The sequence below is a fragment of the Thalassoglobus neptunius genome, from assembly GCF_007859735.1.
GTDB classification, from domain to species: Bacteria; Planctomycetota; Planctomycetia; order Planctomycetales; family Planctomycetaceae; genus Thalassoglobus; species Thalassoglobus neptunius.
In genome coordinates this window covers 1-22,337 of the sequence record NZ_SIHI01000035.1, presented here as the reverse complement: position 1 = coordinate 22,337, position 22,337 = coordinate 1, and the positions used below count along the sequence as shown (strand labels likewise).

At 51.2% G+C, this 22,337-nt stretch carries 27 protein-coding genes; 13 read left to right on the top strand and 14 right to left on the bottom strand.

What is annotated here, in order from left to right; genetic code table 11:
* Nucleotides 1-80: 80 nt before the first annotated feature.
* Entirely contained in the window at nucleotides 81-1,607 is a 1,527-nt protein-coding gene (locus KOR42_RS21570) for a Do family serine endopeptidase (RefSeq protein WP_146511910.1), read from the top strand.
* Between the two features lie 249 nt (nucleotides 1,608-1,856).
* Here the strand turns inward: KOR42_RS21570 and KOR42_RS21565 are convergent, their stop codons facing one another.
* The 12 genes from KOR42_RS21565 to KOR42_RS21515 form a co-directional block, all read right to left on the bottom strand.
* On the bottom strand, nucleotides 1,857-2,150 hold the full coding sequence (locus tag KOR42_RS21565; RefSeq protein WP_146511909.1) for a BON domain-containing protein: 294 nt from the start codon (nucleotides 2,148-2,150) through the stop codon (nucleotides 1,857-1,859).
* A 366-nt stretch (nucleotides 2,151-2,516) separates the two neighbouring features.
* A complete protein-coding gene (locus KOR42_RS21560) occupies nucleotides 2,517-3,329 on the bottom strand; it encodes a hypothetical protein (RefSeq protein ID WP_146511908.1) in 813 nt (270 codons plus the stop codon).
* Nucleotides 3,330-3,501: 172 nt separating this feature from the next.
* A complete protein-coding gene (locus KOR42_RS21555; protein ID WP_146511907.1) occupies nucleotides 3,502-3,714 on the bottom strand; it encodes a hypothetical protein in 213 nt (70 codons plus the stop codon).
* A gap of 100 nt (nucleotides 3,715-3,814) precedes the next feature.
* A complete protein-coding gene (locus KOR42_RS21550) occupies nucleotides 3,815-4,534 on the bottom strand; it encodes a sigma-70 family RNA polymerase sigma factor (RefSeq protein ID WP_146511906.1) in 720 nt (239 codons plus the stop codon).
* Nucleotides 4,535-4,626: 92 nt separating this feature from the next.
* Complete coding sequence (locus KOR42_RS21545; RefSeq protein WP_146511905.1) at nucleotides 4,627-4,827, bottom strand: hypothetical protein; 201 nt, start codon at nucleotides 4,825-4,827, stop codon at nucleotides 4,627-4,629.
* Between the two features lie 54 nt (nucleotides 4,828-4,881).
* Entirely contained in the window at nucleotides 4,882-6,936 is a 2,055-nt protein-coding gene (locus KOR42_RS21540; protein ID WP_231741061.1) for a flagellar biosynthesis protein FlhA, read from the bottom strand.
* A 145-nt stretch (nucleotides 6,937-7,081) separates the two neighbouring features.
* Nucleotides 7,082-7,771: a flagellar type III secretion system pore protein FliP gene (gene fliP, locus KOR42_RS21535; protein WP_231741060.1), complete on the bottom strand. Its 690-nt coding sequence runs from the start codon at nucleotides 7,769-7,771 to the stop codon at nucleotides 7,082-7,084.
* Nucleotides 7,761-8,513 (bottom strand): flagellar biosynthetic protein FliO, encoded by a 753-nt coding sequence (locus KOR42_RS21530; protein ID WP_197441429.1) that lies wholly within the window; start codon nucleotides 8,511-8,513, stop codon nucleotides 7,761-7,763. The genes fliP and KOR42_RS21530 overlap by 11 nt, the downstream gene beginning before the upstream one ends.
* 205 nt (nucleotides 8,514-8,718) lie before the next feature.
* Nucleotides 8,719-8,964, bottom strand: a complete 246-nt coding sequence (fliN, locus tag KOR42_RS21525) for a flagellar motor switch protein FliN (protein ID WP_146511902.1) — start codon at nucleotides 8,962-8,964, stop codon at nucleotides 8,719-8,721.
* A 237-nt stretch (nucleotides 8,965-9,201) separates the two neighbouring features.
* Nucleotides 9,202-9,441 carry a FliM/FliN family flagellar motor C-terminal domain-containing protein gene (locus tag KOR42_RS27490; RefSeq protein ID WP_261342063.1) on the bottom strand — a complete coding sequence of 80 codons (240 nt, stop codon included), beginning with the start codon at nucleotides 9,439-9,441 and terminating at the stop codon, nucleotides 9,202-9,204.
* Nucleotides 9,442-9,458: 17 nt separating this feature from the next.
* The gene (locus KOR42_RS27485; protein WP_231741057.1) at nucleotides 9,459-10,118 is read right to left on the bottom strand and encodes a hypothetical protein; all 660 of its coding nucleotides are present in this window, start codon (nucleotides 10,116-10,118) and stop codon (nucleotides 9,459-9,461) included.
* The gene (locus KOR42_RS21515) at nucleotides 10,108-10,569 is read right to left on the bottom strand and encodes a flagellar basal body-associated FliL family protein (RefSeq protein ID WP_197441428.1); all 462 of its coding nucleotides are present in this window, start codon (nucleotides 10,567-10,569) and stop codon (nucleotides 10,108-10,110) included. Before KOR42_RS21515 ends, KOR42_RS27485 begins: the two co-directional genes overlap by 11 nt.
* A gap of 623 nt (nucleotides 10,570-11,192) precedes the next feature.
* Between KOR42_RS21515 and KOR42_RS21510 the strand changes: the two genes are divergently transcribed.
* From KOR42_RS21510 to KOR42_RS21455, 12 genes are all read left to right on the top strand, one after another.
* Nucleotides 11,193-11,933, top strand: coding sequence for a flagellar hook-basal body protein (locus tag KOR42_RS21510; RefSeq protein ID WP_146511899.1), 741 nt, complete (start codon nucleotides 11,193-11,195; stop codon nucleotides 11,931-11,933).
* Nucleotides 11,934-11,935: 2 nt separating this feature from the next.
* Nucleotides 11,936-12,733 carry a flagellar basal-body rod protein FlgG gene (flgG, locus tag KOR42_RS21505; RefSeq protein WP_146511898.1) on the top strand — a complete coding sequence of 266 codons (798 nt, stop codon included), beginning with the start codon at nucleotides 11,936-11,938 and terminating at the stop codon, nucleotides 12,731-12,733.
* A 52-nt stretch (nucleotides 12,734-12,785) separates the two neighbouring features.
* Entirely contained in the window at nucleotides 12,786-13,784 is a 999-nt protein-coding gene (flgA, locus tag KOR42_RS21500) for a flagellar basal body P-ring formation chaperone FlgA (RefSeq protein WP_146511897.1), read from the top strand.
* 43 nt (nucleotides 13,785-13,827) lie between these two features.
* Entirely contained in the window at nucleotides 13,828-14,463 is a 636-nt protein-coding gene (locus KOR42_RS21495; RefSeq protein WP_146511896.1) for a flagellar basal body L-ring protein FlgH, read from the top strand.
* Nucleotides 14,464-14,599: 136 nt separating this feature from the next.
* Nucleotides 14,600-15,736 (top strand): flagellar basal body P-ring protein FlgI, encoded by a 1,137-nt coding sequence (locus tag KOR42_RS21490; protein ID WP_197441427.1) that lies wholly within the window; start codon nucleotides 14,600-14,602, stop codon nucleotides 15,734-15,736.
* A gap of 67 nt (nucleotides 15,737-15,803) precedes the next feature.
* Nucleotides 15,804-16,124, top strand: a complete 321-nt coding sequence (locus KOR42_RS21485) for a rod-binding protein (RefSeq protein ID WP_197441426.1) — start codon at nucleotides 15,804-15,806, stop codon at nucleotides 16,122-16,124.
* On the top strand, nucleotides 16,121-16,606 hold the full coding sequence (locus KOR42_RS21480) for a hypothetical protein (RefSeq protein ID WP_146511893.1): 486 nt from the start codon (nucleotides 16,121-16,123) through the stop codon (nucleotides 16,604-16,606). The genes KOR42_RS21485 and KOR42_RS21480 overlap by 4 nt, the downstream gene beginning before the upstream one ends.
* Nucleotide 16,607: 1 nt before the next feature.
* A complete protein-coding gene (gene flgK, locus KOR42_RS21475) occupies nucleotides 16,608-18,575 on the top strand; it encodes a flagellar hook-associated protein FlgK (protein ID WP_146511892.1) in 1,968 nt (655 codons plus the stop codon).
* A 14-nt stretch (nucleotides 18,576-18,589) separates the two neighbouring features.
* Nucleotides 18,590-18,955 (top strand): hypothetical protein, encoded by a 366-nt coding sequence (locus KOR42_RS21470; protein ID WP_146511891.1) that lies wholly within the window; start codon nucleotides 18,590-18,592, stop codon nucleotides 18,953-18,955.
* Nucleotides 18,952-19,542: a hypothetical protein gene (locus KOR42_RS21465; RefSeq protein WP_146511890.1), complete on the top strand. Its 591-nt coding sequence runs from the start codon at nucleotides 18,952-18,954 to the stop codon at nucleotides 19,540-19,542. Before KOR42_RS21470 ends, KOR42_RS21465 begins: the two co-directional genes overlap by 4 nt.
* Nucleotides 19,543-19,554: 12 nt before the next feature.
* Nucleotides 19,555-19,878 carry an HDOD domain-containing protein gene (locus tag KOR42_RS21460; RefSeq protein ID WP_146511889.1) on the top strand — a complete coding sequence of 108 codons (324 nt, stop codon included), beginning with the start codon at nucleotides 19,555-19,557 and terminating at the stop codon, nucleotides 19,876-19,878.
* 282 nt (nucleotides 19,879-20,160) lie between these two features.
* Nucleotides 20,161-20,823, top strand: coding sequence for a 3-keto-disaccharide hydrolase (locus tag KOR42_RS21455; protein ID WP_146511888.1), 663 nt, complete (start codon nucleotides 20,161-20,163; stop codon nucleotides 20,821-20,823).
* A gap of 259 nt (nucleotides 20,824-21,082) precedes the next feature.
* Here the strand turns inward: KOR42_RS21455 and KOR42_RS21450 are convergent, their stop codons facing one another.
* Together KOR42_RS21450 and KOR42_RS21445 are read right to left on the bottom strand one after the other, a co-directional pair.
* Nucleotides 21,083-21,820 carry a flagellar motor protein MotB gene (locus KOR42_RS21450; protein WP_146511887.1) on the bottom strand — a complete coding sequence of 246 codons (738 nt, stop codon included), beginning with the start codon at nucleotides 21,818-21,820 and terminating at the stop codon, nucleotides 21,083-21,085.
* A 95-nt stretch (nucleotides 21,821-21,915) separates the two neighbouring features.
* A partial coding sequence (locus KOR42_RS21445) for a hypothetical protein (RefSeq protein WP_231741056.1) occupies nucleotides 21,916-22,337 on the bottom strand: 422 nt, incomplete at its 5' end.

Here is a 22,337-nt window from a genome sequence, read left to right as displayed (position 1 = left end):
TCTGATGAAACAGTGCAAGTGAGTGCACAGAAAAGAGCACCTTGCTCCAAATTTGAACTGATCAACAAAGGAGAATAATAGTGAAAAAGATAGGGACAAAACTTGCACTCGCGGTTGCCTTGAGCGGGGGAGTTTTCCTCGGGATGGCCGCGATCGGGGTGTCGCAGCCGGATTCAAAGGTTGCACTTCCGCCACCAGTGACACACTCGCCAAGCGACCTGTCTCTGGCATTTCGTGAGGTCTCCGAAAAGGTCTTGCCAGCAGTGGTTTCGATCTCGACCGAAAGTCGTCCTCGAGAAATGGCAGGAAATATGGGAGGGCAACAACTGAGCCCTCAACAGGAAGAGATGTTTCGACGTTTCTTCGGTGACGATGAACGCTTCCAGGATATGTTCCGAAATCCACGGATGACACCGCGTCGTCAGATGGGATCTGGGTCTGGATTTATTGTTCATCCTGACGGGGTCATTTTGACCAATAGCCACGTCGTCGAAGGGGCCGATCGAGTGACGGTTCGCCTTTCAGACGGACGAGAGATCGAAGCGAAGTCGTGGAACTTTGACCCTCGATCAGATGTGGCTGTGGTACGAATTGAAACCAGCGAAGATCTTCCATTCGTGTCTCTCGGAGAAAGCGATGGAATGGAGATTGGTGACTGGGTCCTTGCGTTGGGGAATCCTCTCAACGTGGGAACTACTGTGACCGCCGGAATTGTCAGTGCCACCGGACGTGCTCCGGGAATCAACGAACGTGAGGACTACATTCAGACGGATGCTGCGATCAACCCTGGAAACAGCGGAGGACCGCTCGTCAACTTGCATGGTGAAGTGATCGGGATCAACACCGCCATCTCAACTCGAAGTGGAGGGTACGACGGGATTGGTTTTGCGATTCCTTCCAACATGGTTCGATGGGTCGCTGATCAACTGATCGAAGACGGAAATGTGAAGCGTTCTTACCTCGGCGTGCAATTGCAGATGCTGACAAGTGATCTTCGCAGCCATCTGGGATTGTCCCTGGGTGAGGGAGCTCTCATTTCAGAAGTCTTCCCGGAAACTCCAGCCGCAAATGCTGGTCTGAAACCCGGTGACATTGTCGTTGAGTTTGCAGGACAGAAAATCGCTGACCGAGACAGCCTCGTTGAGATTGTGGAACAGTCGAAACCCGGCCAGGAGTATTCGGTGAAAGTGATCCGAGAAGGGAAACGGCAACGAATTGACGTGACTCTCGAAGAAATGCCCAGCGACTATACCGCCGCACTGAAGCGAGGAATGCGTCAACAACCCGGAGCGACGCCCGCACCGGAGAATTCGGAAGTTTCCAAGCTTGGTCTGGAGATCGTCGAACTCGACTCGGAACTTGCCTCACAATTGAATCTTGAAGGAAAGGTTTCCGGAGTTCTCGTGAAGAGTGTGAAGTCTGGATCACCTGCAGAGGAATCTGGACTCCGTGCTGGGGACATCATTCAACGTGTCGGTCAAAAGGAAGTCGACTCGATTGATGAGTTCGCCGCAGCGATTGATGGGCTCTCAGTTTCCGACGGAATTCTGGTCCACATCAAACGCGATCGAGGTTCAGCGTTCGTCCTCCTGAAATCGAACGACTAAACCTCTGACGTACTTCGTCTTCTCTCCCGAAACCCATCAGCTTCCCTGGCTGATGGGTTTCTTTTTGCGCGCATCTTTCATTCAGAGAACACGATCACTGAGCTAAGAGAACATGAAGAGTGTGATGCGGATGGTGGAGACGAGTTCACAGGACTGATCGATCAGAATACTTAATGGTCGTTGATCAACCAGTGACTCGATCCGAAGAGTCGAGGAAACTGTGTGAACATTTCGCCACTCTGTGCACGGTCAGCAAACTTCAATCTCGTTTCGAAGTGCCATTCCGTTGATGGAGTTCATTGCAATGGTTTGAGCGAGTTGGAGTTGATAGTAGGTCGACACTTTCCCCGAGAGAACAACTGTGTCGTCGTGGACGAAAACTTCGATTCCGTTAAGCCGGTGATGGCCTTCGTGATAGAAGCTGTGACGTAAGTCCTTTTGCAATTGTTGGTAATCGCAAGAGTTTGTGTGTGTCGTTTGAGTTGCATCGGGGAACGAACGTCGGGCCGAAGCAGAGCGATTCTTGATTGAAAGGGATTGCATCGATTCTCCTGTTCATGTCCGGGCGCGGACGTTGAGGGTGAGCCATCCCTGAAAGCAAAATTGAGGCCAAGAGCAGTTGCCCTAACTCGATGAATCGGCAGGTTTCTTAATGGAAAGTTGGGGGAATTGAAAACTTGAGCGAAGAGTTGGGATTTTAATGAAGAAATGTCAGGTCGTCAGTGGAGTGCACAACGTGCCTAAGACTCCGGTTGTAACGAGGCAAAGCCATCAAATTCACCGGGATACACTGTTCTTCTCGCGAAATTCCCCATCGAAATCGCTTCCGTGGGAAGAGGGCGTTTCGAACGGAGAGTTAAGAATTTCCGTGATAGAAACTCTGTATTGTCGGGAGAAAAATCTGGGGCGTCACTCTTTGGAACGAACCGATTTGTTCGACGAATCTGGTGGCCGGTTGGGCGCATTCTGCGTATTTCTTTGCTCCGAAAGAATCCGCCCCAGTTCGTTCGAGAGTTCATTCAGGACAGCGACGTCGTCGACATGTTGTTGCCGGAGTTCTTCTTGAAGTTGAGTGACTTCGTTCTTCCAATAATCAACATCTTGCTTTAGCTGTGCGATCTTGGCGTGAGCGTGGGAAAGATCTTTCTGAAGATTCGCCAGCTGAGTCTGATTCTTCTTGAGTTCCAGTTTGAGTTTCTCGAACTCTTCGGAGAGACTGGCAATCGGTTGACCGGGACCGGTGTGGACATCCGAAGGGGAAGGTAAACAGTCATCCGCGAGATCAAGGATGCGTGGTTGTGCAGGTTGCTTGTTCGGACTTGAACGTTGGGTCACCCGAACTGGCGGCGATGGTCCGGCTGGAAGGGGAGGGATGAGAGATTCCGGAATCAATAGCGGAGGAGCCTCGGATCCACTGGTTAGAACGAATGACTCATCACGAATGGCTTTGTTCGGGGACGCAGGATGCGGATGAGAAACCGGTTTGCAAGCGACCGGGTACCCGCGATGTCTTCTCAATGGAACTGTCTCAATCGGAGTGCGGGCGGCTGTCGACTCCATCGTCACAGAAGCGGCGTCGTGCGTTGCGACGGATTGGTCGTGCGGTGCAATAGCTCCAAATTTCTGCAGGTGACCAGTTGTCGCTGAATGACAGCCGACGAGCCCGCTCGAGCTGAGCAGAAGAATCCCACATGTCATTGTCCACCACTTCGAATCGGTCATTTTTCTACCTTGTCGTCATCCGATTGAATGAGCGAATTTCAAATTTCGTGTTCGTGAATCGATGCCGTGCTGCGATTGCCGGGGCATTCACTGAGAGGATTAAGAAGACTTGAAGTAAAGATCGCTGCGACTCACTTTGTTAAGCCAACTTTGAGGTTTTTATGTACGACTCTTATGTTAAACTCTCTTGTTGTTCATAGGCACAGTCGAGGATTGTGACTTTCCCGCAAGTGCAGGTTACTTCGATCGATGTAATCAGCTCTCCTCGTCTCTTGAGTATGATCGAGGAGTGATCTTCAAGAGTGGATTCCGAGAGGCAGACAGGTTGCTCTTCGAGGCGGACTTGATTCGACTTTAATATCGGGCTCTTGCGAGGAGATTTCATGATCGATCCAGTTTTTTGGCAGTGTTGAAGTATTGCAATGTAGAAGTGCCGGATAGAAAGCGGAGAACAACGCTTTCATTTAGATTCTGATGAAATGAGATCAGTTCGAAGAAACCTGCTGATCGATGTTTGTCGAGAGCAGGAGTCCCTTCAATTCGAGTTCAGACGCAGCCAGGATGCGAGAAACGCGTGATTCGGAAAGTCTCATGACGGTCCCGATTTCTTTGAGTGTCAGTTGGTTCAAGTGATAAAGCGTGATCGCCGTCCTCGCCCGGTCGCTAATCTTTTCGATTGCGTCAGTGAGTCGTCGAATCTGCTCCTTTTCTGAGTAAACAGCATCTGCAGAGGCGTCACATTCTCGCCGAATGGGAAGTTCCTCACGCCAGACTTCCGGTCGAGTCATCCGGATCGCTGCCAGGCAAGCCTCCACTTCGTCAACCGACAACCCGGTGGCTGCTGCGATTGACAGTGACGTCGGACGTTCTCCGAGTTGATGCCAGACGTCACGAATCATCGCCCAATGTTGTAGAGTGCTCTGAGGAAGCGGACAGTTTCGCCGAAGCTCATCAAGGATCGCGCCGCGGATTCGTTGGTAGGCAAATGTTGTAAATTGAACTCCGAGATCTGAGTTAAATCGAGAAGCCGCTTCCACCAGACCTAAAATTCCAGCAGACTCCAGATTCTCGATATCGATCTCATCAGGGAATTCGGATCGCATCCTGCCAATGATTTTTTTGACATAGGTGAGGTGGCTTAAGACCAGCTGATCCCGGTTTTCCTGTTCAGCATTGTTTCGATAAGTTTGCAGTCCGACGTCCATGTGCTGCCTCAATCTCTTGTCTCGTCTTCGGCTCTCACACCCGGTTGAATCATCGGTTTCAACGGAGCGTCTGTTTCCTTGGCTGGGGGTTTCTAATCCAGAGGATCGTCATCATTGAATGTCCATTCCTGTATGGCTGTGGCGACGATGTACGTCAGCGATCCGATTACTAAACTGGAGATCGAGACTCTCCAAAGAGTCGTTTCGGGTTGATGACCGGATGCCATTGTGAGCAGTGTTGTTGCTGAAGCGGTCAGGGTTCCAAGCAGGAATGCGAAGTTGGAAGGGTGCATTGAATTCCACTCCTTTGAACTGATGGACGTCCGGGTTGAAGAACTCTTGTCTCGTTAAGCAGCTTCTTGCGATCGGATTTGATCAGCAGTTTGTTGAGCTTCTAAATTGGCATAAACTTCATCGAGGCTGATGATGCGAATCGGGTCAAGTGGGACTCCGGCGGGGACTTCCTGGTACGCGAGGCAGCCAAGATAGGGAAGTGAATTCTGAAAGAGGCGGCGAATCGATCGACGTAGTGATTTATCAGTCACAATCGCGATTGGAAGATTGAGCCGTCTTGAGTTCTCAGCGTTCGATTGAACGACTTCAATTAGTGAATTCAACGGCTGTGTGCCCAATGCGAGTTGTCCATCGCGCATTGATTCTCTTAGTCGACCTTCGAGGCGAGGGTCAAAAGCAATCAACCGGAGCTCTCCCGTTTCAGAGAGGAATGGATCACACAAAACTTGACCCTGATCGATTCGAACTGCATCTGTAAGCAAGTTCGGATCTTTACACTGCGCGGCATGATTGGCGATCGACTCAAGGATTGATGAGAGGTCGACCAGTGAAACTCCTTCAGCTGCGAGTTGACGCAAGACTTGGTGAAGAACCGCCGTCCGGGCATTCTCGGCTTTTAATTCATCGACGATTGACGGGGCGAACTCACGAACGCGGTCGAGCATTTCTTTCAGAACTTCTCGGGAGAGAAGTTCGTGCCCATGTGTCTTTAAGACCTCACCGAGATGTGTCATCAGGACGCCTGACGAGTCGACGACGGTAAAATGATTCGCCTTGGCCTGTGCTTCAACAGAAGGGTCGATCCACTTCGCGGGGAGTTGGAATGCCGGTTCAACCGTGTCAGTTCCCGGAATCTTCGCCGTCGTCTTTTCGGGTGGGATGGCCAAAAGAGAATCGGGTTGCAATTCCCCGGATGCAACAACCCGACTTCCCAGACGGATGTGGTATCGATTGGGCTCAAGTTGGAGTTGGCTTTTGACGCGGATCGGCGGAATCCAGATTCCTCGTTCTTTGGCAAAGTCATTGCGGACAGAAGTGATTCGCTCCGGAAGCTTCTTCCCACGCGAAGAGTTGATGAGCGAAATCAAACGCGAGCCGAGTTCGATTGTCAGACGATCGCGCATCAGAAAGTCGTCGACTTCCGTTCGCGACTCTTGCGGTGAAGGGCTGTCTTCGTGTGTTTCCTCTGAGGGGTTTAATTCATTGGATCGGTTCTTCCAGAAAATGGTTGCGACAAGCGTCAGTCCAACCATGAAAAAGGGAAACTTCGGAAGTCCGGGAACCATCGTCAGCAAGGAGACGATGGCAATCGCGATCCACAGAGGCCGTTCGTTTCGCAGAAGTTGTGTTTCAATCTCCTCGCCGAGTGTCTCTTGTGAAGTTGTCTTTGTGACAAGAATTCCTGCAGTCACTGCGATGATCAATGCCGGGATTTGAGAGATTAAGCCATCGCCCACTGTTAAGATCGAGTAACGGTGAAGCGAATCTGTGAGGGACATTCCGTGCGTGATGCCAAGCAACATTCCTCCGACCGGATTGATCGATGTAATAATCAACCCGGCAATCGCATCGCCACGAACGAATTTACTTGCTCCGTCCATGGCTCCATAAAATTCGGTCTCCTGTGCAAGTTCCTCGCGCCGCTTCTTTGCTGTCTGCTCGTCAATGGAACCGGCGTTCAATTCGGCGTCGATCGACATTTGTTTTCCGGGCAGGGCGTCGAGTGTGAATCTCGCAGCGACTTCCGAGATGCGTCCTGCCCCTTTCGAAATGACGACAAATTGAATGACGATCAGGATGAGAAAGATGACGAGCCCGACGATCAAATCACCACCAACGACGAAATCTCCGAACGCCTGGACGAGTTTTCCCGCGTCTGCGGAAAGGAGAATGACTCGCGTTGTGGCCACGTTCAGGGATAGCCGGTAAAGCGTCAGCAAGAGAAGAAGCGAAGGAAAAACGGACAGATCTAAAGCTTGGCGTGCTCCCATCGTGACGAGAAGAAGAAGAATCGTCAGCGTGAGATTACTCGCGAGAAGAATGTCGAGAAGAAAAGGGGGCAAGGGAATCAGCATGATGACCAGAACTCCCATTAAGCCGAGCGGCAAGAGAGATTCTCCATCAATGCGATTGAAGATTGACTGGGATGGATTCGACGTGGAGGTCATTGTGGTGGGGTAGTTCTGGTCTTAGGACTTCTGGGATTGATGCAGAACTCAAAGGGGAGTTAATGGAAGTTTGTCGGGTATACAGCTAAGTTTGAAAACTCAAGCTGAGAGAGCGGACAATTAGGCTCCAGCCGTCGATTAGAATAAAAAGAAGAAGTTTACAGGGAGTGGAAATCACCACTGGGGGCATCATCATCATTCCCAAGGCCATAAGAATGACGGAGACAACAAGGTCGATCAGAACAAATGGGAGATAGATACAGAATCCCATGATAAAGGCGGTCTTTAACTCGCTAATTACGAACGACGGAACGAGTACACGAAGTGGGACATCTTCGGGAGATTCAATGGATCGAACATCGGCGAGATCCATCATGAGCAGCAGGTCTTGCTTTCTTGTCTGTGAGAGCATGAATTGACTCAGAATTCCGCTACCTCTGGTCCAGGCAACTTCGCCCGAGATGCTTTCCTGGAGGTATGGTGTCACCGCTTCCTGCTCAAGTGTTGTGAGAGTGGGGCCCATGACGAAAAGCGTTAGGAACAATGAGAGCCCAAGAATCACCTGTGTTGGTGGGATTTCCTGTGTCGATAGTGCTCTTCGGACGAAGGAAAGCACAATGACGATTCTCGTGAAAGCAGTCATCGTCACCAGCGCAGACGAGAGAAACGCCATCGCTCCAAGGAAGAGTGCGACCTTGAGATGAGGTGACGTTGACTGAAAAGCTTCTGAGCGGAGCATTTCAGTTGTGACATTTGTCAGAGAATCAGCAAGCATCGAAGGGTCCTTGATCGGAAGTTTTCTCGACAGGAGCAACGATTGAATCGGGATCAATTCCTCGTGCCCAACTCGGAACAACTGTCACGGACTTGATTCCATGGGTGTCGACGGCGACCAGGAAGTTTTCATCGTGGACAGCGACCAGATGCAAACGCTCCCGAGCCCCGATCGTTAGTGTTTCCACTTGTCGGACCACTCGTTGTTGATCCACCATTGGGCGGGAAGATTGGTACCACTTCACTAAAGAAGCTGCCGCCAATGCCATGACGAGAACAACACTCGTCATCGGAATGAGAGTCCAAAGGTCGGGAAAGTGTTGATTCAATTGACTATCAGAAGAGCTCAATATTGATGGAGAAAAGTTTTCGAGTGAAGCAAACTGCTCAGACTCGACCCGGGATTGGGCATCGCTGGCGGGGTTGGACGCATCTTCGGGCTGGTCGAGTTCGTTGTCGGATGGTGTGTCGCTGATTTCCTGCTCCTCAGTGGAGACGGAGTCGCGAGAAGTTGATTGTTGTGTTGATTGCTGAATGGGGGCTGCAGCGGCCTCAATCAGTCCCGGATCTGGATTGACGAGAGCAACTCCTGGCGGCGTGAAGAGTGAGTCGATGTCGGTTTCAGGATCAATTGCTCTCCAGACGGAATAGCTTTCGGCGTATCCACGAGAGAGTGGGCCAGCCAGGAGAGCAGTCATGATCCACAGAGCAGCGATGATTGGGACCGGAAATGATCGTCGCATTGAGAATGTCACTCGAATCATGGGGGACGCTCATCCAGAAAATTCGCAGAGCAGATAGACTGTGTGGAGATTGGTGCTGAGTGGTGCGCTGTGCTGTGAGATTGATTATTGGTTTTGATATGTCTTCGGGAGCGTATTTATGGTGGTGAAATCGTTTAGAGTGGATGCAAGTTAATAACTCTTAGTAGTAGTTGTGGAGTTAGCACTAAGAATCGAGAATTGTAGGGTTTGCATCTGATTCAATTTCGGTGAGTCGGACGGCGTAGTGGTCCTCGACGATGCAAACTTCTCCGCGGGCAATGCGAACACCTTGTGCGATAATGTCCACTGGTTCGCTCACGTTGCGGTCAAGTTCGATGACGCTTCCTTCGCCCAATTGAAGCAGTTCATGAATGGTCATTCGCGATCTGCCCAGCTCGACGGAAACATGGACCTGAACATCGTGGAACATCTTGAGAGGCAATCGCGATGCGGCTGTCTCAACTGTGGGGCGAGCCGGATAGTCGACGGGGAATGCAGATTGCTGATCATGGGAACCTGCAGGTGTGATTTTGGATGAAGTATCTGTGTCAGACCTCTCGAATCTACTTGTTAGAAAGCTGAGGAGGTCAAACTGGAATCAGGTAAAATGAAGGACTGGTATGCTGCCGTTTGTGGTTGCTGTGCCGCATTGAATCGATGAGACGATCTATCGTTGTTGCGAAGGCTCAGTGCGGTAACTTGGATCGACGAGTTCTGTGACTTGAAACGCCAGTTGATGACCGCGTCGGACGGGCCGACCTTTCCACTTTGGGTGTCCTTGGATGTGTGCAGTCAACGGTTGATGGACGGACTGATCCAGAAGGAGAGTGTCGCCGATATTCAACTCCGTAATTTCGGTCATACTTAACGATAACTCTCCCAGCTCGACGCTTATCGCGAATGGAATCTGTTCGGTTAAATGAATCAGATCTCCGGATGTTCTTCCTCCGGAGGTGGCACAACCATCAATGGAATCGTCGACCCAGTTCTCAATCGGAGATTTCGGGAACAGCCAGAAGATCTCTGACAGGCCAAAACGACTTGTGACAGTTTGAGTGCCTTTGATCCATGCGCTATGTGACCCCGAATTCGTTTTCGGTGGGGACGTTCGATGAGTTCGTCGAATTGACAGGGAAGGTCACCACCACCAGGCCACGCAGCTGCGAGCCCGGAAACGTACATTTCAATTAAAATTTCGAGCATCGACCGTTCGGTTTGCGTGGGAGAACGATCATGGGGGAGCTCATCGGGATTCAGATTCAAAAGGTCTGCGAGCAACATCCAGATCTGACGTTTGGCAATGCATAAGAACCCGGTGGACTGTTCCGAACCGAGACTCAAAGCGATTGCATAACCATCTTCTGGAAGCGACTTTCGTGCGGTCTCATCGCCAATGATTTCAATGGATTGTGCTCCTAGTTGAATAGGATGTGTGCAAACGCTCATCCATGACTCGGTAACTCGAGCGGTGGTCTCGGCGAGCCATTGGTTCAGCATCTTTAAGAGAACCTGTTTCGGGCGCCGTGGCTTATCGAAGTCCGCAGGTTCAATGATCGGGGGATCTATGGAGACGTTATTGGACATTGAATTCTTCGAACAGGATGTCATTGATACGGTCGCGGCCGTTCGGAAAGAGAATGGAGTTAAACTGGTTCCGAATTTCTCGACGCAATTGGTTTTGACCAACTTTGCCTCGGATGTCGTTCAGGTTCTTGTCTGATAAATGGCTGAGAAGCCAGTTTTTTAACTCCAGCGAACGAGATTCAACGAGGTCCTCGACACTCTCACGGTCGTCTTGAAGAACCTGGAGAGCCATTTTAAGTCGGAGGTATCGGTTCATCCTCCCTTCGTCGAGATTCACAGTCACTTCCCCAAAAGGGACGTAAGTGACACGTGAGGAGTCTTCGCTCTTGGAGTCTGTGAGATTCGTGGGCGAAAGGTCGGAAGGCAGGCCGCCGATCAATGGGCTGAGGAAGGGGACTGCTCCTCCTGACACAGCTGCGAGCAAAATGATCCACGGTGAAAACCGTCCCATGCGGAATGTCTTTGGCGGAGTATTTTCGGAAGTAACATTGTCACCTCGTTCCATGGCAGCAAACTTTGACTAGCTAAGGCCATTCACGACATCGACTGGACACCTGAATCGTTGCGGTGCCGGCTCGACGATTACCAAGACGAGCTGAAAGAAGGAATCGGGCTGAGCGTTTGCAAACCTTGACGAAGAGGGGATTCAGGAAAGCTATTCCGGTTGAATGGGGCAGAGACCCGGGTGGTTTTGCTCTCAGCGTGAACGGAAACACCTTCAGAAGTGAATGAAAACATTCGCGAACGAGGCAATCGAATCGAGTCGCTCATCATGGAAGCTGAGGGAAACAAATTCCGCGTTTGGGGAAAGAGTTTCCCTCTTTCCATTGGGCTCTTAGAAGCGGAACATTCCTCAGGAAAGTCACGAGCCCAATAGTTTTCCTAACTCAACGAACTGCTCATTTCGTTCATGCTTTACTTGGCACAGCAACTGCATAGCAGCACTGGTGCATGAGTGGTCGTGAACTTGAATTCTCGGTCACCCATGCACGAGCAGCGACCGGGTGGTGATCCGTTCAACACTCCGAGAGCTGTCAAGGTTTTAACAACCGGTTGAAACGGAAAGGATTCCGTATGCTACATGGTCTATATAGCTCAGCGGTCGCGATGGAGTCATCGGCGCGACATCATGAAGCAATCGCTCACAATCTTGCTCATGCCCAGCTTCCCGGGCATCGTCGAATGCAGATGCGTCAAGGCACGTTTGACGATTCGGTTCATGAGACTCGAGAACAGCTTGCCGCACGATCATTGCCCGGATTGCGAGGTGGGAATCTCAGCATCGACTTTACTCCGGGGCAGTCCAAGCCGACAGGAGTTCCGCTCGATCTGGCAATTGAGGGTGAAGAGTTTTTTGAAGTCGAAACTCCGGACGGCCTGCGATACACCCGGAATGGGAGTTTTCGACTCGATGATGAGGGAACACTTGTCACTCACGAAGGCTATGTGGTTCAGGGGACGCAAGGGCGGTTGTCTTTCTCGCTCCCAGCCAGTTTGGACGAATTAGCCGTTCAGGAAGATGGGCGTCTCTTCTCCGGGCAGAGACTCGTTGGTCGGGTTAAGGCAGTGACCTTCCCTGACTTGCAGCAACTGACTCCTTCAGGGGGGACCTTGTTTGCGAATCGGGGAGGCCAACGGCCAACGATTGCTGACTCGACCATTCGCCAGGGGTTTCTGGAACAGTCGAACGTTTCGGTGACTCGTGAATTGGTCGACATGATTTCGAGTCAACGACGTCACGAAGCCGCTGCTCGGTCACTGGAAACTCTCACAGACGCGATTCAGCGTCATACTCAAGCTGATGGAGGAAACTAAATATGATTCGCTCGCTCTATACAAGTGCTACAGGGATGAAAGCACAGGAACTGCTTCTTGATAATACTGCGAATAATCTCGCGAACGTGAATACAACAGGATTTAAGAGAAGTTATCTAAACTTCGCAGATCTAAGGTACACGACTCTCGAACAGCCGGGGACAGAGGTCGCACAGGGACAGGTTTCGCCAACGGGGTTGCAGCTAGGCAGCGGAGTGCGAACAAGTGGAACGACGAAAATCTTCACGCCCGGGACGTTGGAGCAAACTGGGAATTCGCTTGATATCGCGATTGAAGGCGAGGGGTTTCTCAAAGTCTTGATGCCGAATGGAGATACTCGTTACACCCGCGATGGCGCACTTCGAATCGATGGAAACGGCCAGCTGGTGACGGCGAACGGATATCTGCTCGATGCTGGCATCACAATCCAGGACGGGATTAGTCTGAGCAAGTTGAGCATCGGTGAAGACGGAACTGTCACGGGGATCGTTTCCGGTGTGACGGAGAACGCTGTCCAACTCGGACAATTACAGCTAGCGCGATTCCTGAACTCGGCGGGACTTTCAAGTGAGGGAGGGAATCTATATGCCGCGACACCTGCCTCAGGAGACGAAGTTCTAGGAGTACCCGGTCAGGATGGTTTGGGGATCATTCGTCAGGGGTTCCTCGAAGGTTCCAATGTCGAAGTCGTGACGGAACTCATTTCGTTAATCAGTGCGCAACGAGCTTACGAAGTCAATTCCCGAGCGATTCGGGCGGGAGACGAAATGCTGTCGACTTCCTCAGAAATTGTTCGGTGATTTCGCTTGCCGATGGACTGAAATTAAACTCAGCGACTCAGGAGGCATTGTAATGCTGAAACCTATCTGGGTAGTCACGCTTGTGGCCAACATGATCGGGATGGTGAATTTGGCTCATGCGCAGCAAGACGCGCCGTTGTGTCTTCGGCTTCTGCCTGATGTTAAAGTCCTTCAGCCGGTCGTGAGACTCGTTGATGTTGTTGATACTGCTCCCGAGTTACTCCCTGAGGAATTAAGACACATTGATCTCTGTCAGGTCGAGCAAAGCGGATCGACCATTACTCTCGATCGACGACTGATTGATTTACGCCTGGCGTTGTGTTCGGTCGACCGTGGGATCGTTCTTGTTGGAGCGACGGAATGTCAGGTGCAGCGGATTGAATCGGCCGAGTTGACGGAGGCGAGTCTGGAGCAATCAGCACGTTTGGAAGTGGCTCGCATCTCTGGTTGTTCCCCGGACGACGTGCAAGTGAAAGTGATTCAACCTGTCTTTCGGGGACGTCGACCGGAAGTTCCTTCGGAGACTCCGCTTCGCTTCGACTTTGAATTTCCCCGCCATCAAATTTGGGGACGAAGATTGGTGCAAGTGCGAGCATTATGTGATGAGGACCTGATTTGGTCCGATCGTGTTCCGATGGTGATATCCCGTCAACGTAGAGTTCTCACTGCCCGAATGGACATTCCTCGCGATGAAATAGTGAGTCCAGAAATGTTTGAGATGAAGTCGCTTTTCGATTTCGGAGGTCTCCAATCGCCTACGTTCGAGCAGGTGATCGGCAAGCGGACGGTGAAGATGGTTGAAGCTGGGACGGTCGTCACCGTTGATGACTTGGTGGATGTTCAACCTGTGAACAGGGATGTCGTCATCCACGTTCGAGATGCTGTTCGGCTGGTTGCCGAAACTCGAGGTTTGAGGTTCGTCGTTCCCCGCGCTCAGGCGATGCAGACAGGACGCGTCGGGCAACTGATTCGTGTTAAAAATCTCGAATCCAACCGAATTGTTACAGCTCGAGTTGTGGGTGCTGGTGAAGCAGTCGTCGACTTGAAATAGCGAGTCCTAAACAGTTCGTTCTCATTTAAGGGGGGCATTTAATATGTCACAGCGAAATACAACCATTTCATTTTGCATGATAGTCGGAGCGTTGATTCTCTTTGACCAAGGAGACGCTTACGCGCAGTCGATCTGGATGCGTCGAACGGACGAGCATGCTTATTTGTTCTACGACACGCGTGCCAGAAACGTGGGAGACCTGGTGACTGTGCTCATCTCACAGGAAACGGATCTCGACAGTCGGGAAGATCGACGGATGAATAAGGAAACAGAATCGAGCGGATTCTTCGGATTTGATTTCAAGACGGGGGGAGGGCTTGGAGCAAATGCCGCCGATGCAGCCATGGACTTTAAGGTCACTTCCGAACGAGACTTCGATGGACAATCGGATTATCGAAACTCCCAGGAATTGACCGATCGAATGACAGCAACGGTCACAAGTGTTTTTCCAAATGGAAACATGGTTATCAGTGGGCAGCGGGAAACGATGATCGCTGGTGAATCACGATTCGTGACTCTCTCGGGAGTCATTCGACCGATTGACCTGCGGCCGGATAACTCAATTCACTCGCAGTTTATCGCGGATTTTCAACTCGTTTGCGATGGAGACGGCGCGAGCCAATCGTTTACGCGACAAGGATGGTTTGCTCGAAAAGTCAACCATCTCTGGCCGTTTTAATTTTTGTTCGGCGATAGCTCTCTCCGAGTTAATGTCCCGATCGTTTCCATAAATCGGTGGCTCCTTCTCACTGACGAGTGGACTGAGAACGAATCCGTCCATGGTGATAGTTCTAATGTTTCAATGGAGTACAAAGATGTTTTCTTCCACAAAACGACAGCTATTTTTTGTACTCATCCTTCTTCATACTGCTCAATTTTCGACAGACGTGGATGCGTCAGAAGTGCGTATCCAGGACATTACGACGATTCAGGGTGTGCAGAGAAACCAGCTTGTCGGAATGGGGCTGGTGACCGGGCTGGACGGAACCGGAGGACGTAGCCCGGTGACCCGACGGTTCGCGCTCAATATGCTTCAGAGGTTCGGAGTGCGGTCGGATCCTTCGTTGCGAAGTATTATCGAAAGAGATACTGCCCAGCGGACTGACAATATTTCAGTGGTGACTGTCACTGCGGATTTAAGCAGCCTGGACAAACAGGGATCGCAGATTGACGTTCTTGTCTCTGCTTTTGACGATGCCGAAAGTCTTCAAGGGGGACAGTTGATCATGACGCCTCTATTCGGGGCAGATGGGGAAGTTTATGCGATCGCATCTGGTCCATTGTCGATCGGCGGATTCAGTTTCTCAGGACAGGGAGCCTCGGTTCAGAAGAATCATCCGACGACCGGAAGGATTCCGAACGGAGCGGTGGTCGAAATGGGAGTTGGAAGCGGGGTTGGTTGCGGAGGGCGAGTTCGTTTACTTCTGACCGATCCATCACTCGAAACGGCACGCAGGATTTCGGACGTCATCAATCAGAAATTTCCGCAGTCTACGATCGTTGGAGACGCTGGTTCTGTAGAGATCTGGGTTCCGGAATCTTTTCACGGGGCGATTCCTGAATTCCTTGCGATTGTGGAAATGATGACCGTCATTCCCGACGTTCCAGCTCGAGTGGTTATTAACGAGCGGACGGGGACGATCATCGTCGGTGAGCATGTCAAATTGTCGAAGGTGCTCATCACTCACGCGAATCTGGCGGTTTCCACTGCAGAGTCTCCAGAGGTCTCACAACCCGCACCATTCAGTGACGGTGTGACAGCCATTGTTCCGAGAACAGATATCGTTGTTGAAGAAGAAGATGCCACGATTGCCGTCCTTGAAGAGTCCGTCACGGTTGGAGAACTCGCTCAAGCTTTGAACGCACTGGGAGTCGCACCTCGCGATTTAAGTTCGATTTTCCAGATGTTAAAAGAATCGGGTTCACTGCACGCGCAATTGCTCTTTAAGTAAACAGGCGAGTCGGTGAGTTTTCATCGGTGGGCACTCTTTGATGTACCGTGTCAGAAAGGACTCGCAGATGGGACCGCTCCCAATTCAGCCGGATCTTGGATCGATGAACTTCGGTATCGATTCCGGGACACTCAACAAGCCTTCTGCTCAGGCCGGTGTTGAACTCGAGAGTCTGTTGATCTCAACGCTCTTAAAAGAAATGCGGCAAGCCGCCGGAGGTGGTCTGTTCGAAGGGGATGAGTCAGATACTCTCGGAGGAATCTTCGACCGGTACCTCAGTCAGTTTCTGGCAGAGCAGGGCGGAATCGGACTTGCGGAGACGTTCACTCAATCGCTCGCAATTGATTCCGGCGAGAAGGCTGCTCATCCACCGGAGAGGGAGCTATGAAGAATCTGGATCTTGAGGACCCCGCTGAGACGCTTTTTCACCTCCTTTCAGAAGAACTCCGCGCTCTACGTCAGGCAGAGCGACTGATCCGAGAGCTCCTTTCGTTTCGTCGCGAAGGGACCGGCGCGAGCGCGACGGCAGAGCAAGTTCGGGAACTTGAGGAGGGATCGAGAAATGCGCTGGAAAGCTATCGTTCGATTCGTGCTGACCTGTCCGAGCAGCTTGAGTTCGACAACGGAATCAGGCACTTCGTCAGCACGTGCCAACGCTCTGATCTTCAGGTGTTGTTTCAGAATGTCATGAGTGCGCGAAGTACTGTTCGGGGGCTGTCACGGGTGATGAACTTTCACTCTCGAGCACATCAGGACATTTTGGAAGCGGTCGTGCGAGCTGCCACGGGAACGCAGCCGCATCCTCAGTACGGACCGACTGGTCATCTCGCCACATCGACTTCTCATACGATCCTGGAATTAAGGTCCTGATATGATTCACTACGATATTGGACTCTCTGCGTTGCAAGCGAATCAGCAGGCGCTGAGCACGATTGCAAACAATATCGCGAACGCGAACACGACCGGATTTCATCGACAACGTGTTGAGTTTGTCGATCGCTTTTCTCCTGGTCCGAACGGAACACAAGTCGGAACGGGTGTTGTTGTCACCGGAATCGAACGGCTTCGAGATCATGTTTCCGAAGTGGCGTTGACTCAGAATACGTCGCTTCAGGCAGAGTCGGAGACAGTGCTTGAATCGCTGAGGAAGATTGAAACCGTATTGCTTCCAACAGAAGGTTCGCTCGTCTCGTCGGTGACGGAATTCTTTAACCAACTGGAGGAACTGGCTGCGCATCCCACAGTCGCAACGGTTCGGGACGCCGTTGTGGAATCTGCTCGACACGTGATTCAGCAGACGGAACAGCTCCACTCTCGTTTGAATGATCTCTCAAGATCGAACGCAGTTGTGATTGAACAGGAAGTCGCTGAGGTCAATCGGTTGGCTGAGGACTTGAGCGCACTTAATCGCCGCATCCGAATTCTTGAGAATCAGGGAACAGTCCCGAATGCATTAAGAGATCAACGTGAACGTTTAATTAACGATCTCGCGAATTATGTCGATGTGTCGTCTTCGAGTTTGCTTAACAATGATCTCTCGATTCTTGTCGCTGGTGGCGGTGTTGTGATTGGAGTGAGTTCATCGAAATTAGAAGTGACGGCGAATAGTCTCGGTCCTGCAGAGTTCACTTCGACAACCGCAGGAAGTCTTGTGACGATTGAATCGGGATCGATCGCCGGCCGAGCCCAGGGACAGGTTGCCATCGATGATATTCGTCAAGCACTCCATGACTGGACGAATACGTTTGTCGCGACGATCGATCACGTTCAAGCCACTGGGCTTGGTGAGGGAATTGGATTCCAGGAGTTGATCGGGGAACGATCAGTGAGCGATCCGAACGCGATCCTGAGCAGTCTCTCCTCACCTTTCCCGGTTCAGGAGGGAACGCTTTACGTCAATTTGACGGAGGTTGTTTCCGGCGAGACCAGCATTCATCGCATCGATGTTGATCCAGAAACCGAAAGTCTTCAGGACATTGTTAATAAAATCGACGCTGTTTCCGGATTAAACGCGACTTATCAGTCTCAGTCAAAAGCAGTTTCGCTTAACGCCGCTGATGGATACACCATCAGCTTCTCCGGCGGAATCGATTTTGACTCCGGAACAGGCTTTGCGACAGGGACAAGTCAGCCGGAATTGTTTGGAATTCCAACGGGAGAAAACGCACGCTACACCGTCCGTGCGGTTGGAACTGGAACCGTGGGCCAGACCAGTCCACTAAAGCTTGAAGTCAGTGAGACAGCGTCCGGTGAGGTGATCAAGACTCTCGACGTGGGAGCTGGAACAGTCGTAGGCCAGACAATTGAAGTTGTGGATGGGGTCTCGTTGAGGCTGTCGTCGGGCGACCTTGTCGATGGTGAGTCATTCGAATTCGGTCTGATCGGACAACCGGATGAGACCGGCCTGTTGACCACACTGGGCATAGGAACGTTTTTCTCGGGCGATTCGGAAACGGGGCTCAAGCTCAATTCGTTGGTCGAACAGAATTCAAGAAACGTTGCTGTCTCCAAGACTGGAGCCGCAAGTGACACGTCCAATGCGCAGTTTTTTCTCGAAGCTCGCGACCTGAAACGCTTTGGAAACGGCCGCGATAATTTCGAGGAACGACTGGAAAGTTTGGCGATTGCGACAGCGTTTCGAATTGAAGGCGAACAAACGGGTCAGGAGTTTCTTTCCGAGCAGCAGTCTCATCTTGCCACTCAGAGAGATTCCATTTCCGGAGTCGATCCAAACGAAGAACTCTTGCTGATGCTTGAGTATCAGCGGGCGTTTCAAGCAGCCTCACGGTTCGTGTCTGTCATCGATGAAACGCTGGATGAACTTCTCCAACTTGTCTAAGAGAGGATGAAAAGATGACGTTTCGAATCACTCCGCATCGACAGCTTGAGCTCCAACGACTTCATGCCCAATCGCATGCGTCGCGATCAGCAACACTTCAGAATCAGATCAGCAGCGGTGTGCGTGTGCATCGTCCTTCCGATGATCCGATCGCTCAGCAGACGATTCTGTCTCAGCAGCGGGTGCTCAATCGTTTGGAGGTTCAGCACAACGCAATTCAGCATGCGCGTGCTTCGCTCACACAGTCGAATGAACAACTTTTGGATGCGAATCAATTAGTCGTGCAAGCGAAAACGCTCGCGCTGCAAGGCAGGCAATCCCAAACTTCCTTCGAGTTGCAATCTCTTGCAGATGAAGTGAATCTCTTGCAGATGAAGTGAATGGATTTCTGGAGACTCTTGAAACGGTTGCGAATGCGAAGTTTGACGGAAAATACCTTTTCAGCGGAACGTCAACCACGCAGGAACCTTATTCCGGAATCGTGGAAGGTCCGACACAGTATCAGGGAAGTTCCTCGACTGGTGTTGTTGTTCTCTCAGGGGATGATGATCTTGATGTCTACCTGGCGGGTGACGAAGCCTTCCAGTTTGTGGATCCGGAATCCAATGAACTGACTGACATCTTCTCCGTCATTCGACAGGTCTGCGACGACCTGCAGAGTGCTGCTGACGGAAATCTTGAGGAAGCAGGGACACGGTTGGACTCGACGATTGAATCTCTGGAAGTGGCGAGTGAACATCTTCTCTCGGTCGTCGGCCGCCAGGCAGTCGTTTTGCAACAGCTTGATCGAGTCGAAGAACGGACGGAGGACCTGCAGTTTCAGGCAGAGTCCATTCTCAGTGACCTCCGATCGACGGACGTTGCTTCGGCGGTTGTTACCTTGCAGGAAGAGCAAAACCTGCTGCAATTTACATTCGCCACGACGACTCGACTGCTTGAAACTTCGCTCTTGAACTTCCTGGGTTGATTGGAGAATCAGATGGTCAATCAAAATCTCAATACATCGTCGGCATCTCAACGTTCAGGTTCAGAGAGATTGCAGGTCAGGCACCGCATTGCTTTGCTCGAAGAACTCTCCAATCAGGACGATTTCACCTGGAATTCCATTGCGAGTCGCGTTCAAGCGGACGCGGAACTCGCCTCGCGCGTCGTCATGGAAGCAGCGACCAAAGGGCGACACGGAGAACTTCTGCGCGAAGTTCATTCCGTCGAACATGCAACCGCCTTGCTCGGTATCAATTGGATCCAGAATCTTCTTGTGGAATTGACCAGCCAGGACAATCAGGAACAGAAAGCTGCCTGAGTGTCGGGTTCGGTTCTGATCACACGTTTGTCGATCAGGTTTCGAATGAAGCGATGCAGCATCTTCGACAGTCGCGTTCGCACTCTCGTGGACTTTCGATGAGACAAAGGCCGAGGGCTTAAGCTTTGCCTGATCGTGCGAAGCTCTGAACATCGCGTGTGAAGATGCCTTCAACGACAAAACTGATCGTGTCGATGCGTTTCGATTCTCAGCCGACGTGAGATGGTCTACAGTATACTCATCTCTCAATTTGTCTGCTTGAAATGAGAAAGTAAGCGCAACATGACACGATTTGTTTTTTCTCTCGCACTCCTGTTTTCAATTGGTAGTCAGTGCACTGCCGGTGAATGGCAAACGCTCTTCAATGGAAAATCTCTTGAGGGTTGGACGCAAAAGAATGGTTGGGCGAGTTACGCTGTTGAAGATGGAGCCATTGTCGGACGAACCGCTCCGGCCAGCCCGAACTCGTTTTTGTGCACCTTGGACGATTACGGTGATTTTGAACTGGAGTTTGAGGTCAAAGTTGACAACGGTTTGAACTCAGGTGTTCAGATTCGTTCCAAGACAAAAGACGTTGCAGATGGCAATGGGAAGAACAATCAGGTGGGACGTGTTTACGGACCGCAGGTTGAAATCGAATCGGGTCCTGCTGAAGCTGGATACGTCTACGGAGAAGCGACCGGCCGAGGATGGCTGACTCCAGAAGACCGCCTGAAACCACATGATCACTTCAAGAACGAAGATTGGAACCAGTTCCGAATTGCGGCAAAAGGCCCCCGAATTCAGACATTTATCAACGGACAGGAAATCGAAGATCTCACTGACGAGCCGATTTTCGAAACACATCCGTCAGGTTTCATCGGGCTTCAGGTCCACGGAATCGGTAACCGAGATCAGTCATACGAGGTTCGCTGGCGGAACATCCGAATCAAAGAACTCGACTAAAACCATTGGCGAGGATTAGCAGCACTCGACTGAACTCATTTGGTTTCGTCGAGTGCTCCCTTCGTATTGGCGATCGAAATTGATAGGCATTTCTATCGCAATTTTGCTGATCATCGCGGTGAATGAGAAGGCAGGGCAAAATAATCTCTGGGCCATCTGTCGCGCCCGAACCGAATTCGTCCTCATTCAGAGCGTGTTGTCGATCGGTATCCGGTTCAATCAGCGCGGCTCGATCGTGCCTATTGAGTCCCGATCAGTCTCAGAACGAACTCTCTTGCCGACGACGCGTCGCAATGATCGTCATGCTGGGACGTTTGATGTCAGAATATGGCCAGAGTTGACTGACCGCCTGGATCTCGCGTCGCTTTTTCTGCGGCAGCTGCAATTGGTCGGAAATTTGGAAAGCGAGGAGTGCTGCCCGTTCTGCAGAACGAGCCCATACAGACGGTCCTGGAGAGGGTGTCCAGGCAACGATTTTCAAGATCGAATCTTTTCTTCTCGCGAACGGGGCAATTTCAATTAAGAGTTTCCGCATCTCTCCATCGATCAGCGATTCTGAACTGGGCAGAGGCGTCATCCGGTCGAAAGCGACTCCCAAGTCCGTTTCTTCGACTCCGGAATGCTCATGAAAGCGTTCCAATTCGAAGAGGACACGTTCGAGTTCCTGTTGCTCCCGGTCGCGTATGTAAAGCGAGTCCGACTCTTCATCCGGTCCCGTTCCGGATTGTTCGTCCGAAGTGTTCGGGACGATGTAAACTGGCGGAGTGTGATCGAGTTGCATTGGGCTGCGACTCAGTTTCTCTTCGAAGATGCCGGGGACACCGAGTTCGTCCGTGGCTCGAATAAAGGAACCTGTTCCTGAGTACAGATTGACTCCGGTTTGCTCAGAGGCAAGTGAATTGAGCACGATGAAGAACGCAAGTAAGGCTGTCATCGTGTCTCCAAAGGAGATGAGATAGCTGTTGTTGGGGCCGCCAGCTCCCTTTTTCCTCCTCATTGGAATCACCTCGTTCGGTTTCTGTCTTTATCTGTGTCAGTTGGAAGTCGCAAATTCATCATCCAACGTTTCAATCGGTGAGCCCGCTGATGTGTCTATTCTTCGTGATTGAGCACCAGTCGAAGTTTCTGCGGCGGGATGTCTGAGTTTGTTAACACACCAACCGCAACTTGCTGGAGCGACACTCCATTGTCCATGATGAGATAAGTGGCGAGCTTTGTTGTATCGACAATGTTTTGAGTGGATGGAGTATTGATCGTGAGATCGAATGGAAGCCTTTTCATTTGTCCAGCTAGGAAGGTTAAGTGTTTTTTGCCGAGGTCTGTTAGCTCTCCATCGTTGTTAAAAAACAGGTCTCTTGAAATATCAAAAGAGAAAGACCGCATTCGCCTGTAGACATCGGTTAGAAAACGTAGCGCTCGACGGGCGAAAAACGGAGCGCTGTTGTTGATAAGGAACCCGGTGGAGGGATGTGAGCGTCTCGGCCGGGAGTGTCGGTACAGGTTATTTCGTCTTT

What these genes read in the sequence shown, in the direction of transcription:
- KOR42_RS21565 (WP_146511909.1), bottom strand. Translation starts at nt 2,150, where the DNA reads ATGCAATCCCTTTCAATCAAGAATCGCTCTGCTTCGGCCCGACGTTCG.
- KOR42_RS21560 (WP_146511908.1), bottom strand. Translation starts at nt 3,329, where the DNA reads ATGACCGATTCGAAGTGGTGGACAATGACATGTGGGATTCTTCTGCTC.
- KOR42_RS21555 (WP_146511907.1), bottom strand. Translation starts at nt 3,714, where the DNA reads ATGAAATCTCCTCGCAAGAGCCCGATATTAAAGTCGAATCAAGTCCGC.
- KOR42_RS21550 (WP_146511906.1), bottom strand. Translation starts at nt 4,534, where the DNA reads ATGGACGTCGGACTGCAAACTTATCGAAACAATGCTGAACAGGAAAAC.
- KOR42_RS21545 (WP_146511905.1), bottom strand. Translation starts at nt 4,827, where the DNA reads ATGCACCCTTCCAACTTCGCATTCCTGCTTGGAACCCTGACCGCTTCA.
- fliP (WP_231741060.1), bottom strand. Translation starts at nt 7,771, where the DNA reads ATGCTTGCTGATTCTCTGACAAATGTCACAACTGAAATGCTCCGCTCA.
- KOR42_RS21530 (WP_197441429.1), bottom strand. Translation starts at nt 8,513, where the DNA reads ATGCGACGATCATTTCCGGTCCCAATCATCGCTGCTCTGTGGATCATG.
- fliN (WP_146511902.1), bottom strand. Translation starts at nt 8,964, where the DNA reads ATGTTCCACGATGTTCAGGTCCATGTTTCCGTCGAGCTGGGCAGATCG.
- KOR42_RS27485 (WP_231741057.1), bottom strand. Translation starts at nt 10,118, where the DNA reads ATGTCCAATAACGTCTCCATAGATCCCCCGATCATTGAACCTGCGGAC.
- KOR42_RS21515 (WP_197441428.1), bottom strand. Translation starts at nt 10,569, where the DNA reads ATGGGACGGTTTTCACCGTGGATCATTTTGCTCGCAGCTGTGTCAGGA.
- KOR42_RS21510 (WP_146511899.1), top strand. Translation starts at nt 11,193, where the DNA reads ATGCTACATGGTCTATATAGCTCAGCGGTCGCGATGGAGTCATCGGCG.
- flgG (WP_146511898.1), top strand. Translation starts at nt 11,936, where the DNA reads ATGATTCGCTCGCTCTATACAAGTGCTACAGGGATGAAAGCACAGGAA.
- flgA (WP_146511897.1), top strand. Translation starts at nt 12,786, where the DNA reads ATGCTGAAACCTATCTGGGTAGTCACGCTTGTGGCCAACATGATCGGG.
- KOR42_RS21495 (WP_146511896.1), top strand. Translation starts at nt 13,828, where the DNA reads ATGTCACAGCGAAATACAACCATTTCATTTTGCATGATAGTCGGAGCG.
- KOR42_RS21490 (WP_197441427.1), top strand. Translation starts at nt 14,600, where the DNA reads ATGTTTTCTTCCACAAAACGACAGCTATTTTTTGTACTCATCCTTCTT.
- KOR42_RS21485 (WP_197441426.1), top strand. Translation starts at nt 15,804, where the DNA reads ATGGGACCGCTCCCAATTCAGCCGGATCTTGGATCGATGAACTTCGGT.
- KOR42_RS21480 (WP_146511893.1), top strand. Translation starts at nt 16,121, where the DNA reads ATGAAGAATCTGGATCTTGAGGACCCCGCTGAGACGCTTTTTCACCTC.
- flgK (WP_146511892.1), top strand. Translation starts at nt 16,608, where the DNA reads ATGATTCACTACGATATTGGACTCTCTGCGTTGCAAGCGAATCAGCAG.
- KOR42_RS21470 (WP_146511891.1), top strand. Translation starts at nt 18,590, where the DNA reads ATGACGTTTCGAATCACTCCGCATCGACAGCTTGAGCTCCAACGACTT.
- KOR42_RS21460 (WP_146511889.1), top strand. Translation starts at nt 19,555, where the DNA reads ATGGTCAATCAAAATCTCAATACATCGTCGGCATCTCAACGTTCAGGT.
- KOR42_RS21455 (WP_146511888.1), top strand. Translation starts at nt 20,161, where the DNA reads ATGACACGATTTGTTTTTTCTCTCGCACTCCTGTTTTCAATTGGTAGT.
- KOR42_RS21450 (WP_146511887.1), bottom strand. Translation starts at nt 21,820, where the DNA reads ATGAGGAGGAAAAAGGGAGCTGGCGGCCCCAACAACAGCTATCTCATC.